This is a genomic window from Kaistia soli DSM 19436 (genome assembly GCF_900129325.1).
GTDB lineage: Bacteria > Pseudomonadota > Alphaproteobacteria > Rhizobiales > Kaistiaceae > Kaistia > Kaistia soli.
The window spans coordinates 63,476-78,637 of the sequence record NZ_FQUP01000002.1; the positions used below are offsets into that span (position 1 = coordinate 63,476).

General features: G+C 63.9%; 10 protein-coding genes. 8 read left to right on the plus strand and 2 right to left on the minus strand.

The features are described from left to right. The first annotated feature begins 284 nt into the window (after positions 1-284). The 5 genes from BUB39_RS09715 to BUB39_RS09735 all read left to right on the plus strand — a co-directional run bounded on the left by BUB39_RS09715 (position 285) and on the right by BUB39_RS09735 (position 10,093). Positions 285-1,883 (plus strand): OpgD/OpgG family glucan biosynthesis protein, encoded by a 1,599-nt coding sequence (locus BUB39_RS09715; protein ID WP_073052961.1) that lies wholly within the window; start codon positions 285-287, stop codon positions 1,881-1,883. Further along, a complete protein-coding gene (mdoH, locus tag BUB39_RS09720) occupies positions 1,865-4,084 on the plus strand; it encodes a glucans biosynthesis glucosyltransferase MdoH (protein WP_073052962.1) in 2,220 nt (739 codons plus the stop codon). The genes BUB39_RS09715 and mdoH overlap by 19 nt, the downstream gene beginning before the upstream one ends. 78 nt (positions 4,085-4,162) lie before the next feature. Further along, positions 4,163-7,648 carry a pyruvate carboxylase gene (pyc, locus tag BUB39_RS09725; RefSeq protein ID WP_073052963.1) on the plus strand — a complete coding sequence of 1,162 codons (3,486 nt, stop codon included), beginning with the start codon at positions 4,163-4,165 and terminating at the stop codon, positions 7,646-7,648. Between the two features lie 117 nt (positions 7,649-7,765). Further along, complete coding sequence (locus BUB39_RS09730; RefSeq protein WP_073054103.1) at positions 7,766-8,515, plus strand: SDR family oxidoreductase; 750 nt, start codon at positions 7,766-7,768, stop codon at positions 8,513-8,515. A 123-nt stretch (positions 8,516-8,638) separates the two neighbouring features. Beyond that, positions 8,639-10,093, plus strand: a complete 1,455-nt coding sequence (locus tag BUB39_RS09735) for a sensor domain-containing diguanylate cyclase (protein WP_073052964.1) — start codon at positions 8,639-8,641, stop codon at positions 10,091-10,093. A gap of 5 nt (positions 10,094-10,098) precedes the next feature. Here the strand turns inward: BUB39_RS09735 and BUB39_RS09740 are convergent, their stop codons facing one another. Together BUB39_RS09740 and BUB39_RS09745 are read right to left on the minus strand one after the other, a co-directional pair. Further along, complete coding sequence (locus BUB39_RS09740) at positions 10,099-10,470, minus strand: hypothetical protein (RefSeq protein WP_073052965.1); 372 nt, start codon at positions 10,468-10,470, stop codon at positions 10,099-10,101. Positions 10,471-10,548: 78 nt separating this feature from the next. After that, positions 10,549-11,175 (minus strand): exopolysaccharide biosynthesis protein, encoded by a 627-nt coding sequence (locus BUB39_RS09745; RefSeq protein ID WP_073052966.1) that lies wholly within the window; start codon positions 11,173-11,175, stop codon positions 10,549-10,551. Between the two features lie 215 nt (positions 11,176-11,390). On the opposite strand from BUB39_RS09745, the gene BUB39_RS09750 reads away from it, so the two are divergent. From BUB39_RS09750 to BUB39_RS25760, 3 genes are all read left to right on the plus strand, one after another. After that, positions 11,391-13,784, plus strand: coding sequence for a DUF3772 domain-containing protein (locus tag BUB39_RS09750; protein WP_175561811.1), 2,394 nt, complete (start codon positions 11,391-11,393; stop codon positions 13,782-13,784). Positions 13,785-13,857: 73 nt separating this feature from the next. Further along, positions 13,858-14,469: a CAP domain-containing protein gene (locus BUB39_RS09755; protein ID WP_073052968.1), complete on the plus strand. Its 612-nt coding sequence runs from the start codon at positions 13,858-13,860 to the stop codon at positions 14,467-14,469. A 301-nt stretch (positions 14,470-14,770) separates the two neighbouring features. Next, positions 14,771-15,162, plus strand: a 392-nt coding sequence (locus BUB39_RS25760; RefSeq protein ID WP_425292901.1) for a substrate-binding domain-containing protein, incomplete at its 3' end; no start/stop codon positions are given.

Sequence of the window (15,162 nt, forward strand, 5' to 3'; positions counted from 1 at the left end):
CGCGTGATGCACCGATCATTTCGCCGACGATGGCGGCGATACGTCGCGACCACATCCCTCGTGCGGATGTTGCCTTTGCACCGCCGCATGGAGGATTTCGCATGCGCGAGAATGACGCTAGGATCACCCCGGCCTGCCGAACCGCCCCCGGCGAGACGGCGTCCGCACGAGCCATCGACGTGTTTCGCTAAATCAGTTACGGCTTTAGCCGTTGTGGATTTTCGTCTTGGTTCGACCACACCGCCCCGTTACTGCGCCCCATCGTCGGGATCAGACAAAAGAAAATGATGACACCATCGTATAAGCTTACGCGGCGGCGCCTGCTCGCATCGGCCGCAGCGACAGCCGCGGCGGCGGCGATCGGCTCAGTCCTCCCCGGTGAGGCGCTGGCGCAGACGACCAATGTCGCCGCGTCGCTCGCCACAGACGGACCGTTCACGCGCTCGACCGTCTCGGAAATTGCACGGCGTCTGTCGCGCGTGCCTTTCGCGGCACCCGCTTCGCGGCTTCCAGAGGTCCTGCAGAACCTCACCTATGATCAGTATCGCGATATCCGCTTCAAGACGTCTGCGTCGATCTGGCAGGGCTCGGGCCTGCCCTTCACGCTGCAGCTCTTCCATCCCGGCTTCTATTTCAAGGAGCCGATCGAGGTCGCGATCGTCAAGGACGGCGTCGCCAAGCACCTGCCCTATTCGACCGACCTGTTCGATTTCGGCCCCTTGGTTCCGAAGGGCATTCCGAATGCCGATATCGGCTTTGCCGGCATTCGCCTGCATGGGCCGCTCAATCGCCCCGACTATTTCGACGAGGTCGTCGTCTTCCAGGGCGCGAGCTATTTCCGCTCGCTCGGCAAGGGACAGGCCTACGGCATCTCGGCGCGCGGCCTTGCCGTAAAGACGGCCGAGCCCGAAGGCGAAGAGTTCCCGATCTTCCGCGCCTTCTGGGTCGAGACCCCGGTCAAGGACGGCGACACCATCGTCCTTTATGCGTTGCTCGACAGCCCGAGCGTCACCGGCGCATATCGCTTCACCATCCGTCCGGGCGTCACGACGGTCATGGATGTCGAAGCCGATCTCTTCCCGCGCGTCGATCTGTCTAAGGTCGGGCTCGCGCCGGGCACCAGCATGTTCTTCTTCGGGCCGAATGACCGGCAGGGCGTCGACGACTTCCGCCCCGAAGTGCATGATTCGGATGGCCTCCTGATGGTCAACGGGCGCGGCGAGCGGCTTTGGCGGCCGCTGTCCAACCCGTCGACACTGCAAATCAGCGCCTTTGTCGATGCCGGCCCGCGCGGCTTCGGCCTCATCCAGCGCGACCGCAATTTCGTCACCTATGAGGATCTCGAGGCCTTCTACGAGAAGCGGCCGAGCCTCTGGGTCGAGCCGGTCGGCGATTGGGGCTCGGGCGCGGTCACGCTTGTGGAGATACCGACCAATTCGGAGATTCACGACAATATCGTTGCCTACTGGCAGCCGAAGGATCCGATGCCGGCTGGCTCGGAATATTCCTTCGCCTACCGCCTGTCCTGGGGCGGCGATCCGACATTCGTCGCGGGCGGCATGGTCGTCAACGGAACCATGGTCGGCCGTTCCACATTGGATGGCGATAGCCCGATCCGGCGCTTCGTCGTCGACTTCGCCCCGCAGCAGCTCCTCGACGGCAAGCCGGCCGAAGAGCCGAAGGCGACGGTGACAACGTCGGCGGGCAAGATCAGCAATGTTGTGGTGATCCCCAATCCGCAGATCGGCGAAGGCCAGGGCTGGCGCGTGAATTTCGAGCTCGATCCCGACAATGCGAACCTTATCGAACTGAGGACCGTGCTGACCTTCCCGGACGGCCGCGCCTCGGAGACTTGGGTCTATCGATGGACGGCGACGGCGTGACGGCAGTCCTGGCGGAACGGGGGGCGGACGCGGACGCCGCATCGCCCCCTCTGCCTGATGCCGATGAGACTGCTTTGCATGCAGAGCCAGTCGTCCCCGTAAGGGGTATGCCGCCGGAAGTTCCGTCGGACATGCCGATCCAGTCGCTCTGGCGGTTCCGGCGGCGCAATCGTCGCCGGTTCATCGATCCCCGCCATTCGCGCTCCTCCTTCTTTCGGCGCATCTCCGTGCTCGGCGGCGCGTTCATTCTGGCCGCGATCGCCGTTTACGAGATGGAGCAGGTGCTCGAAGTCGGCGGCCTGACGCCGATCGAGATCGCAGTGCTGATCCTGTTTGCGCTGAATTTCGGCTGGATCGCCATGGCCTTCATGAGCGCGATCGCCGGCTACGGCCTCGTCATCGGCCGCATTGGCCGCGAGAGGCGCACGCCGTCCGGGCCGCTGGGCGCACGCACCGCTGTCCTGATGCCGACCTATAACGAGGATCCCTCGCGCGTCTTCGCCGGGATCGAGGCGATGGCCGAAGGGCTGCACGCGCTCGGACAGGGTCCGGCCTTCGACTGGTTCGTTCTCGCCGATACGACCGACCCCGACGTCGCGCTTGCCGAAGAGGCTGCGGTGGTTGCCATCCGTGCGCGCCTCGCCGGCAAGGCCAATGTCTATTACCGCCGCCGCCGCCGCAACGTCTCGCGCAAGGCCGGCAATGTCGCCGACTTCTGCATGCGCTGGGCCGGCGCTTATGAGCATATGCTCGTCCTTGATGCCGACAGCCTGATGGCGCCCGAGACGATTGTCGAACTCGCGCGCCGGATGGAGGAGGATCCGGACGCCGGCCTGATCCAGACCATTCCTGCCCTCGTCAACGGCACCACGATCCTCGCGCGGCTGCAGCAGTTCGCCGGCCGCGTCTATGGACCGATCGTCGGCGCCGGACTTTCGTTCTGGACCGGCTCCGAAGGTAACTATTGGGGCCATAACGCCATTATCCGCACACGCGCCTTCCTCGAGGCCGCGGGCTTGCCCGACCTCCCCGGCAGGCCGCCTTTCGGCGGCCACATCCTCAGCCACGATTTCGTCGAGGCCGCACTGCTGCGCCGCGCCGGCTGGACCGTGCGCATCGCCGACGACCTCGCCGGTTCCTACGAGGAAAGTCCGCCCTCGATCGTCGATCTCGCAGTGCGTGACCGGCGCTGGTGCCAAGGGAACCTGCAGCATCTCTTCGTTTTGCCGGCCCGCGGCCTTCACTGGGTCAGCCGCATCCATCTCCTGACCGGCATCGGTTCCTATGTCGCCTCGCCGCTCTGGCTGCTGCTGATCCTCGCGGGCCTTGCGCTCTCGCTGCAGGCTCACTTCATCCGGCCGGAATATTTCACCGAGGACTTCCAGCTCTTTCCAACCTGGCCTGTGATCGACGCTGAACGCGCGCTGCGCCTGTTCGCGCTGACACTCGCGATCCTGTTCGCACCGAAGGTCATGGGTCTTGTCGCCTTCCTACGTGACCGCGACTCACGCCGCTCGGTCGGCGGCTTCCGCACGATCCTGTCCTTTCTGTTCGAGATCCTGGTCTCGGCTCTGATCGCGCCAATCATGATGCTGGTTCATACCGGCGCCATCGTTTCGATCCTGGTGGGCCGTGATTCCGGCTGGAAACCGCAGCGCCGCGATGATGGCGGCGTTCCCCTGCGTTCGCTGATCATCCGCCATCGGTGGCATGTGCTGATGGGCCTTGCACTGCTCGCCGCGTCCTGGCTCGATTCCCTCGTTCTGGTCGCCTGGATGTCGCCGGCGATCATTGGCCTTATCCTCGCCGTGCCACTCTCAAGGATCACCGGCTCGAACCGCGTCGGCCGCGCCATCAAGCGGATCGGTTTGCTGCGGACACCCGAGGAAGCCGCACCGCCACCGATCGTCGAAGCGGCGGCAACATTGCGGCCGGTCTACGAGGCGGCAGTGGCCGAGCGGCCATCGATGGCGGACCTGGTCGCGGATCCCCGCTGGCGCGCGCTCCATCTCGCACTGGTCGACCGGGTACCGGAACGGCCGCGTGGCGTCGTCGACAGCATCGAAGCGCTGGCGGCGGCCAAGATCTCCGAGGCCGACACCGCAACCGAGGCCGTCGCCTTCATGACGGAGAAGGAGCGCGCCATGGTTCTGGCGACGCCGTTCCTTCTCGTCCGCCTTGCGGAATTGCCGGCCGTCTAGCCGGAGGGTCGCGGCACGTTACCGCGCCGCAGCGCAAATGACCGATCTTTTCGCACTCGCACAAACCGGCTAATAATAATGCACGTCCGCCGCGCCCCGCGCGGACCGACATCGGGGGTTCTGGTGGCCATCAAGAAAATTCTCGTTGCAAATCGCTCGGAAATCGCGATCCGAGTGTTCCGTGCGGCCAACGAGTTGGGACTGAAAACGGTCGCCATCTTCGCCGAGGAAGACAAGCTTGCCCTCCACCGCTTCAAGGCGGACGAGGCCTATCAGGTTGGCAAGGGCCTCGGACCGATCGAAGCCTATCTCAACATCGCCGACATCATCCGCATCGCCCGCGAGTGCAAGGCCGACGCAATCCATCCCGGCTACGGCCTTTTGTCGGAGAGCCCGGAATTCGCCGAGGCCTGCGCCGAAGCCGGGATCACCTTCATCGGCCCCTCGCCCGATACGATGCGCATGCTCGGCAACAAGGTCGCCGCCCGCAACCTCGCCATCGCGGCGGGCGTGCCGGTGATGCCTGCCACCGATCCGCTGCCCGATGATCCGGAGTTCATCAAGGCGGAGGCCAAGCGCATCGGCTATCCACTGATGCTGAAAGCCTCTTGGGGCGGCGGCGGGCGCGGCATGCGCGTCATCCGCGACGAGGATACGCTGCTGCAGGACGCGCTGACCGCCAAGCGCGAGGCCAAGGCCGCCTTCGGCAAGGACGAGATCTATCTCGAAAAGCTCGTCGAGCGGGCGCGTCATGTCGAGGTGCAGATCCTCGGAGACCGCCATGGCAACATCGTTCATCTGTTCGAGCGCGACTGCTCCGTGCAGCGCCGCCACCAGAAGGTCGTCGAGCGCGCCCCGGCTCCGTATCTTTCGGAGGGCGAGCGCAAGGAGATCACCGATTACGGCATCAAGATCGGTCACGCCGCCAATTACTATGGCGCGGGCACGGTCGAATTCCTGATGGATGCCGATACCGGCAAGTTCTACTTCATCGAGGTCAATCCGCGCATCCAGGTCGAGCACACGGTCACCGAGCAGGTGACCGGCATCGATATCGTCAAGGCACAGATCCACATCGCGGAAGGTGATGCCATCGGCACCCCGGCATCTGGGGTGCCGAAGCAGGCCGATATCCGCCTCAATGGTCATGCCTTGCAGTGCCGCATCACCACCGAGGACCCCGAGCAGAACTTCATTCCGGATTACGGCCGCATCACCGCCTATCGCGAGGCGTCCGGTTTCGGCATTCGCCTCGACGGTGGCACGGCCTATTCGGGTGCGGTGATCACGCGTTTCTATGATCCGCTCTTGGAAAAGATTACGGCCTGGGCGCCGACGCCCGAAGAGGCGATCGCCCGCATGGACCGCGCGCTTCGCGAATTCCGTATCCGCGGCGTCGCGACGAACCTGACCTTCGTCGCCAACATCATCAACCATCCGAAATTCCGCGACAATTCCTACACGACGCGCTTCATCGATACGACGCCGGAGCTGTTTTCCTCGGTCCGCCGCCGTGACCGCGCGACGAAGCTCCTGACCTATATCGCCGACGTCACGGTGAACGGTCATCCAGAGACACGCGGCCGCACGAAGCCGAAGGCCGATGCGCTCGCCAAGGTCATTCCGCATTTCGCCGCCGAGCCGGCGCCGGGCACCAAGCAGTATCTCGAGGCGCATGGTCCAGAGGCGCTGGCGAAATGGATGCGCGCGGAAACGCGCACCCTTGTGACCGACACGACGATGCGCGACGCGCACCAGTCGCTGCTGGCGACGCGCATGCGCACGCATGACATCGTCGGGATCGCGGACAGCTATGCGCGCGGCCTGCCCGGCCTCTTCAGCCTCGAATGCTGGGGCGGCGCGACATTCGACGTCGCGATGCGCTTCTTGACTGAAGATCCATGGGAGCGGCTCGCGATGATCCGTGAGCGTGCTCCGAATATCTTGCTGCAGATGCTCCTGCGCGGCGCCAATGGCGTCGGCTACACAAATTACGCCGACAACGTCGTCAAGTATTTCGTGAAGCAGGCTGCAGCCGGCGGCATCGATGTCTTCCGTGTGTTCGACTGTCTGAACTGGACCGAGAACATGCGCGTCTCGATGGACGCGGTGCGCGAGGAGGGCAAGGTCCTTGAGGCGGCGATCTGCTACACCGGGGATGTGCTCGATCCCGATCGTGCCAAATACGACCTCAAATACTATGTCGGCCTCGTCAAGGAACTGGAGAAGGCTGGCGCGCATGTCATCGGCCTCAAGGACATGGCCGGCCTCCTGAAGCCGGAGGCGGCCAAGAAGCTGATCTCGACGCTCCGCTCCGAGACCGAACTGCCGATCCACCTGCACACGCACGACACGTCCGGTATCTCGGCAGCGACGGTCCTCGCCGCTGTCGAGGCCGGCGTCGACGCCGTCGACGCCGCCATGGACGCTCTGTCCGGATTGACGTCGCAGCCCTGCCTCGGGTCGATTGCCGAGGCGTTGAAGGGCACCGAACGCGACACGGGTCTCGATCCCGGCGCGATCCGCAAGATCTCGTTCTACTGGGAGGCGGTGCGCGCCCAATATGTCGCCTTCGAGAGCGATCTCCGCGCCGGCGCGTCGGAAGTCTATCTGCACGAGATGCCGGGCGGCCAGTTCACCAATCTCAAGGAACAGGCCCGCTCGCTCGGTCTCGACACGCGCTGGCACGAGGTGGCGCAGGCCTATGCCGATGTCAACCAGATGTTCGGTGACATCGTCAAGGTCACGCCGTCCTCGAAGGTCGTCGGAGACATGGCGCTGATGATGGTCAGCCAGAACCTCACCGTCGCCGATGTCGAGGATCCGGCGCGCGACATCGCCTTCCCGGATTCGGTCGTACAGATGATGCGCGGCGATCTCGGCCAGCCGCCGGGCGGGTGGCCGGCCGATATCCAGAAGAAGATCCTGAAGGGCGAAACGCCCTCGACGGCACGCCCGGGCGCCCTCATCAAGGCGGCCGATCTCGACGCCGAGCGAAAGACGGCGGGCGAGAAGACCGGCAAGAGCGAAATCGACGATTTCGCCCTTGCCTCCTATCTCATGTATCCGAAGGTCTATACCGATTTCGCCAAGGCCGAGGACACCTACGGCCCGACAAGCGCACTGCCGACGCCGGTCTATTTCTATGGCCTGCCGGTGGGCGAGGAGATCCTGGTCGAGCTCGAGAAGGGCAAGACCATGGTCATCCGCATGCAGGCGATCGGCGATTCCGACGAAGAAGGCCTGATCCGCGTCTTCTTCGAGCTGAACGGTCAGCCGCGTGTCGTCAAGGTGCCCGACCGCGCCAATGCTGGCTCGATCGTCGCAAAGCGGAAGGCCGAGGAAGGCAACCCGAACCATGTCGCCGCGCCGATGCCGGGCGTCGTCTCGACGCTGGCTGCCCGCGCCGGCCAAGCCGTCAAGGCTGGCGACGTGCTGCTTTCGATCGAGGCAATGAAGATGGAGACCGCGATCCACGCCGATCGCGACGGCACCATCGCGGAGGTGCTGGTTCACGCCGGCAGCCAGATCGACGCCAAGGACCTCCTCGTCGTCTTCGGCTGAGACCACATCGCCTTCTGATGTCAACCAAAGCGCCGGGGGTTTTGCCCCGGCGCTTTGGCATGCGATAGGAACACCAAGCGCGCAACGCGCAGCTGTTAGCGAGGGGTGGAACGCCAGGTGTCAGGTCACGGAAAGATCGCGCTCGTCACGGGCGGTGGCTCGGGAATCGGCAAGGCCGTGGCGCTTGCCCTGGCCGGTGCCGGTTACCAGGTGGTCATCACCGGCCGCAGGCAGGCAGCTCTCGATGCGGTTGTCACGGAAGCGCACAGCGCAATGGTGGCGATCGCTGCCGATATCACCGACGCGGCTTCCGTCGGCGCGCTCTTCGCGGCTGTGAAGGCTCGCTTCGGCCGACTGGATATTCTGTTCAATAATGCCGGCACCAGCGCCCCCGCGATCCCGCTCGAAGAATTGACCTACGAGCAATGGAAGGCGGTGATCGACACCAATGTCAGCGGGGTGTTCCTCTGCACGCAGGAAGCCTTCCGCATCATGAAGGACCAGAACCCGCGCGGCGGCCGCATCATCAATAACGGTTCGATATCCGCGACCACGCCACGCCCGAATTCGGCGCCCTATACCGCCTCCAAGCACGCGGTTCTCGGCCTCACCAAGTCGACCTCTCTCGACGGCCGAAAATATGACATCGCCTGCGGTCAGATCGACATCGGCAATACGGCGACGCCGATGGCGGCGCAGATGTCGAAGGGCGTGCTGCAGCCCGATCTTTCGGTCAAGATCGAGCCAACCTTCGATGTGCGCCACGTTGCCGATGCCGTGCTCTACATGGCCGGACTGCCGCTCGATGCCAATGTCCTTAATCTGACCGTAATGGCGACCAAAATGCCGCTCACCGGCCGCGGTTGAGAAGTCAACAATCCAATTGACTCGGCCCGGACAGTGACTATCTAGCTCGCGGTCCGAAGCGGGCAGAACTGCTTGCATTGTACGGCACGTGGGCCCCATTCAGCTGAGGTCGATAGGTTCTTGATGCGGATTGACGAACATCAGGCCAAGCCGATGCCGGGCGATGACGATACGATGTTCGACCTCGCGCCTATTCCGCTTTGGCTCGAGGATTACAGCGCTCTCAAGAAACTGTTCGATGAGTGGCGGGCGGCAGGGATAGCCGATCTCGACACGTTTCTTCGCGCAGATCCGGCCCGCGTCGTCACCTGCTCAAACAGCATCCGCCTCATCAAGGTCAACCGGCAGACGCTGAAGCTCTATGGCGCGGCCGATGTCTGCGATCTCGAGCGCAATCTCGACAGCGTCTTCCGCAATGAGATGCTGGATAAGCATATCGGCGAACTGATCGCGCTGTGGGACGGCAAACTCGGTTTTACAAGCAATACGGTCAACTACACGCTGTCCGGCGAGCGGCTGGACATCCAGCTTCGCGCTGTTCTGATGCCGGGCGCGGAGGAAAGCTGGAGCCGCGTCCTGGTTTCGACCGAGAATGTCACACCGCTTGAATCGGCCTATCGCTCCCTGCAGGACAGCGATGCCTACGCGCGCGGTCTTTTCGACCACTCGCCGGTTTCCCTGTGGGTCGAGGATTTCAGTTCCGTCAAGAAGCTGATGGATGATCTCAAGCGGCGGGGCATTGTCGACTTCCGCGTGTTCACCGATGTGCATCCCGAATTCGTGGCGCGATGCATCAGCGAAATCCGCGTCATCGACGTCAACCGCCACACGCTCGAGCTGTTTTCCTCGCCTGATAAGGCCACGCTGCTGAACCGGCTCGGTGACGTCTTTCGCGACAATATGGAGCCGCACTTCCGCGAGCAGCTCATCGACCTGTGGCAGGGCAAGCTTTTCCAGCAGCGCGAGGTAATCAACTACGCGCTCGACGGACGAGAACTGCATGTTCTGCTGCAATTCTCGGTCCTTCCGGGTCATGAGCAAGACTGGTCGCTGGTCCAGGTGGCGCTGACCGACATCACCGCCCGTAAGGCCGCCGAGGCCTATCTTGAATTCCTCGGCAAGCACGACGCGCTGACCAAGCTCTACAACCGCTCATTCTACATCGACGAGTTGGCCCGGCTGCAGCGGAACGCACCGTTTCCCGTCACCATCATCATGGCCGATCTGAACGGGCTGAAGGAAACCAATGATCGACTTGGCCACGCTGCAGGCGATGAATTGCTGCGCCGGGCTGGCGAGGTTTTGGGCAAGCTGATCGAAAAGCCCGGCCACGCCGCGCGGATCGGCGGCGATGAATTCGCGATCATCCTGCCCGGCACCGACCAAGCCGGCGCGCAAGCGGTGATCGACAACGTTCATCGCTTCGTCGACCTCAACAACCAGTTCTATTCCAGCCTGCCCCTGTCGATCTCGATGGGCGCCGCGACCGGGAGCAAGGGCGAGCGCCTGGAAGACGTCGTCAAGCGAGCCGATGCGCTGATGTATGAGGCGAAGCACGCCTTCTATCAGTTGACCTGAGGCCTTTACCCACGTGGCCGTGGCAATGGCTCGGGCGGCTCTGACGGCAGGAGTCTCGGCGTCTGCGACGGTGGCGCGCCGGCGGAAGGCGTCGCCTCGGCCTTGCGGCACTCCGTCCCGAACAGATAGTCAGGGAACGGCATCCCGCGAATACCGACGAGATCGACGAGCCGTGGCAGCCAGAAGATGACGGCCTTGCCGTACCGCCAGGCATAGTCGCGATCGCTCCCGAGCCTCGCAAGATCGACCGGCGGACCGAAGGGCGGCCCGCCATCGTCAAGCACGACCGGTGCGCTGCATGGCGTGTTGTTCATCTGCACGAAAAGGATGCCGACGCCAAAGAGGCAGTAGAGGAAGGCAAGCCGGATGAGGGACATCGAGGCGCGCTCCGCGACCGCCAATGGTGAAAAACGCGAACCGGCCGCACTGAATGCGGACCAGCGCTGTCCTCACTATCAGAAGAGCCCTGTCATATGCGACGCCCAGCGATAGGCGATCATGCCGAGCTCGGCACCGAAGAACACGATCGCGGCATTCCACGCCAGCGCGATCACCGAAAGCCCGGCACCGATCAGGACAGCGATGCCGTCGCGCTCGATGAGGCCGAAGGCAAAGGCTATGACCGCGAGCGCCGGAAGCTGATTACCGAGCGGGATCGGCAGCAGGATCATGACGGCATGCACGAAGATCGGCAGCGCCAGCACGAACTGCGCCGTTCGGCCCGACAAGCCGTGAAGCCGCGGGCGCAGCATCCACTCGATCTTGAGAAACCACGGCGCGATCCACGCTCCACCCTTCACGACAGGATCACGCGGAAGGCTGAACCGCCGAATCCACCCCGGCAGCAGCAACTGGTCTGCGCCGATCATCACCTGCAAAGAGAGGATCGCGAGCGCCGCGCCGAAGACGACACCGGTCGGCAGGCCCGGTATCGGAATGAAGGAGGGCAACGCCAGCATCAGGATGGTCAGGCCCAGACCTGACTTTCCCAAAGCATCGAAGAAGGCGCCGACCGAGATGCGTTCGCCTTCCAGCACAGCTCCGAGATTGGCCAGCAGCGTGGAGGCCGAACGGTCGCGCATGACTGCGGCCCCTGTCGGCGATGGCATATCCTCAACCGTCAAGCCTTGCTCCAACCTCTGCCTCGACGCCCTAGTCCGTGCCATATAGGGCGCCGGAACTGGCGCCGCCATATCGGCGTCGGGCCGGACTGCGCTGCCGGACGCGCTTGCAATCCGCGCGTCCCTAATGTCGTCATCATTGACCGCAAGGTGTGGTATCGACCGTGAAGGCGGGAGTGAGTGATTTGCTGCGAAGATCGAGCCTGTCGATACGGTTCCAGCGATGCATGGTGGCGCTGGCGCTGCTCGCATCGGCGCTTAGTTCGCTGCCCCTCGAGACGCTTCCCGCGATCGCCCAGAGTGGCGTAACCGCCGATGCCAATGCCGACGACGCGCAGGCGAGGCTGGACCGTTGGAACGGCGACCTGACGCGGATCGACATGGCGCTCGACCGCGTCAACGTTTCCGATTTCGACCTCCGAAACCTCCGCGACGAGACGCTCGCCATCGTCAATGCAGCGGCCACCTATGCCGACACGCTCGGGCCGAAGGTCGACGCTGCGATGGCGCAGGTCAAGGAACTGTCGCCCATCGAGGGCGCCGACGCCACCGTCTCGGACGCCATCAAGGATAATCTCGCTGTAGCGCAGAAGCTACTCGGCGATCTTTCGGGCAGCCAGAAGCAAGCCCAGGCGATCGCCGCGCACGGCGCCTACACGGTGACGCAACTCAACGACCGCCGCCGTCGGCTGTTCACCGGCCGTCTGCTCGAACGCAATGCCAGCCTGATCGACCCGAGCCTTTGGAAGGATGCGGCGCAGGAATTCCCGAACGTCGTCAACCGCGGCAGCGACCTGATCACCGGCTGGTTCAGCGTCCTCCAGGACCGCAACGACCGGACGGCGATCGCCATCGTTCTTGCCGTGATCGCAGCGATGCTGGCACTGATCATTCCCGGCCGGCGCTTCGTCATCCGCCACATGCGACTGCGACCGTCCGGACCCGACGAGCAAAGCGGCCGCGAACCCAAGGTGATCGCGGCGGCGACCGTGGTGGCGCTCAACACGCTGGTACCGGTCGGCGTCCTCGTCGGCGGTCATGCCATCCTCAACGCGCTCAACCTGTCACCGAACCGCATCGACCAGCTGTTCTGGGGCATCACGTCGGCGGTGGCGCTATTCTCTCTCGGCTTCGGCGTCTCGCGGGCACTCCTGGCGCCCGGCCGCCCGGATCTGCGGCTCGTCGACGAGGACGAAGCCTCGGCAACGCGGATCTTCAATTTCACGGTGGCAGTCGCCGCGATGCAAGGCATGGCGGTCTTCATCGAACGCTTTTCCACCATCGCCTATACGGGCCTCCCGGTGATCATCGCCGCCGACGGCCTGATCTCGACGACATCGGCCATCCTGATCATCCTCACGGTCCGCACAATCAATCACCGCGACCCGGCTGAGGAGGATGATGAGGATCCCGCGACCGAGGGACCGCTCTTCCGTCGCCTGGCGCTGATCGGCGCCAGTATCATGGCGGCCATGGCGATCGTCGCCAATCTGATCGGCTATGTCTCGCTGGGCCGGTTCGTTACCACGCAGATCGTGTGGATCTCGATCGTCATCTCCCTCCTGGTTCTGCTGATGATGCTGATCGATCAGCTCACCGCGGCCTGGTTCCGCCGCGAAGGCATCGTCGGCAGCCGTCTCATCGCATCGGTCGGCTTCGCCCCGCGTTCACTGACGCAAGTCGGCGTGTTGTTCAACGGGCTCGTACGCGCGCTGATGGTTGGCATCGCCATCCTGCTGATCATCGCGCCCTGGGGCGTCGATTCGACGTCGGTCTTCGAGAGCATCCGCCAGCTCTTCTTCGGCTTCCGAATTGGCTCAATCTCGATCTCGATCTCGACGATCTTCGCTGGCATCGCGGTGTTCGTCGTCGGCGTCGTCGTGACGCGCGCGCTGCAGAGCTGGCTCGACACCCGGTTCCTGCCGACGACGCGCCTCGACTCCGGGTTGCGGAACTCCATCCGGACCAGCGTCGGCTATATCGGCATGATCACGGCGGCGACGATCGCCTTCGGCTATGCCGGGCTCGATCTCTCCAACATCGCCATCGTCGCAGGCGCGCTCTCCGTCGGTATCGGCCTCGGCCTCCAGGCAATCGTCAACAATTTCGTCTCCGGTCTCATCCTGCTCGCCGAACGGCCGATCCGCGCCGGCGACTGGATCGCGGTCGGCGCCGAGGAGGGTGTCGTCAAGCGGATCAATGTTCGCGCGACGGAAATCGAGACCTTCGATCGGGCGACATTGATCGTGCCGAATTCGAGCCTCATCACCGGCACAGTCAAGAACATGGTTCTGCGGGATCGCTCGGGACGGATCATCATCCCGGTGGCGGTCGCCAAGTTGTCTGACCCGGAAAAGGTTCGCAGCGTACTGATCAGCGCAGCGAAATCCCATCGCCTCGTTCTCGCTTACCCTGAACCGAGCGTGCTCTTCACAGCCTTCTCGGCCGCCTCGCTCGAATTCGAGCTGCGCTGCTATCTGTCGGACATCAGCCAGGGCGCGCAGGTCCGCTCCGATCTTCGCTTCGACTTCCTCGCCCGCTTTCAGGCCGAGGACATCGCATTGCCGTGACGGCATTGCCGAGTGGCCGCAAATCAGCGAACACTTCCGGCCCGACGGCCAAACCCGCCCAGAAGGTGCTCCCATGAACAGTCTGCTCCGGCGCATGGCGCCGATCGCCGCGGCCGCATCGTTGGCGCTGGTGCTCGCCAGTTGCACCAAGACCACCGTGGAGGCGCCGCGCTCGCCCGTCTTCTACGATCGGCTTGACGCCGCCGGCGCGGCCGTCAGCCCTGAGGCAGCCGCCAGCATGATCTCGGGTTACCGAGCTGGCCATGGCCTTGGTCCCGTGACGGTGGACCCGCTGCTCAACAAGATGGCAGCCGACCAGGCGCGTGCCATGGCCGCTGTCGATCAGGTCGGCCATGACGTCAAGGGCGCCGGCAGCTTTGCGCGGCGGCTGACGGCATCAGGCTTCGATGCCGGGATCGCCGTAGAGAATGTCGGGGCCGGCTACCGGACGCTCGCCGAAGCTTTCTCCGGATGGCGCGATTCGAAGTCGCACAACGTGAACATGCTGAAACCGGGCGTGACGCGCCTTGGCATCGGCACCGCCTATGCACCGTCGAGCAAATACAAGGTCTACTGGTCGCTGATCCTCGCCAAGCCGTATGAGCCGCCGCCGGTCGCCGGCGTTCCCTTGCCGGCAGATGGACGCACGGTCGTCTCCATCGGGGGCGCGGTGGTGGCGCAATAGTCCACCGCCTGTCGGCTCGAGAACCGGCATATCATCATACCAATCTCCATCGATGCTCCACATCGCCAGCGGAACGCGGCCCGCGAAGCGCCTTGATGCGCGCGAATCAATTCGTCATTGACGGAACGGCCGGAGCGCAGCTAGCTAGCAGCTCTCGGCGTGCACGCAATCTTTGCCGCCGATGCTAGAACGGCGTCATCTGCACGCTTGAAATACGATCGGGAGTCGAATTAAAAGAGCCGGGCGACCATGCTTGGGAGCAAGCGGCTCCAAATGTCGTACCATTCGGGAGAGAGAAATCGTGAAGCTTTACAAATCCGCGATCGCCGCGCTTGCGCTCGGCGTCGTCGCTCTGTCGCCGGCCGCTCATGCCGAGGACAAGGGCCTCATCGGCGTGCTCATGCCGACGAAGACTTCGCAGCGCTGGATCAATGACGGCGGTGCCGTCAAGTCGCAGCTCGAGGCGAAGGGCTACACCGTCGACCTTCAGTATGCGCAGGATGACATTCCGAACCAGCTGAGCCAGCTCGAGAACGAGATCACCAAGGGCCCGAAGGCCCTGATTATCGCCTCGATCGACGGCACCACGCTGTCGGACGCGCTGCAGAAGGCCGCCGATGCCGGCGTCGTCGTGGTCGCCTATGACCGCCTGATCAAGAAGACGCCGAATGTCGATTACTACACGACCTTCGA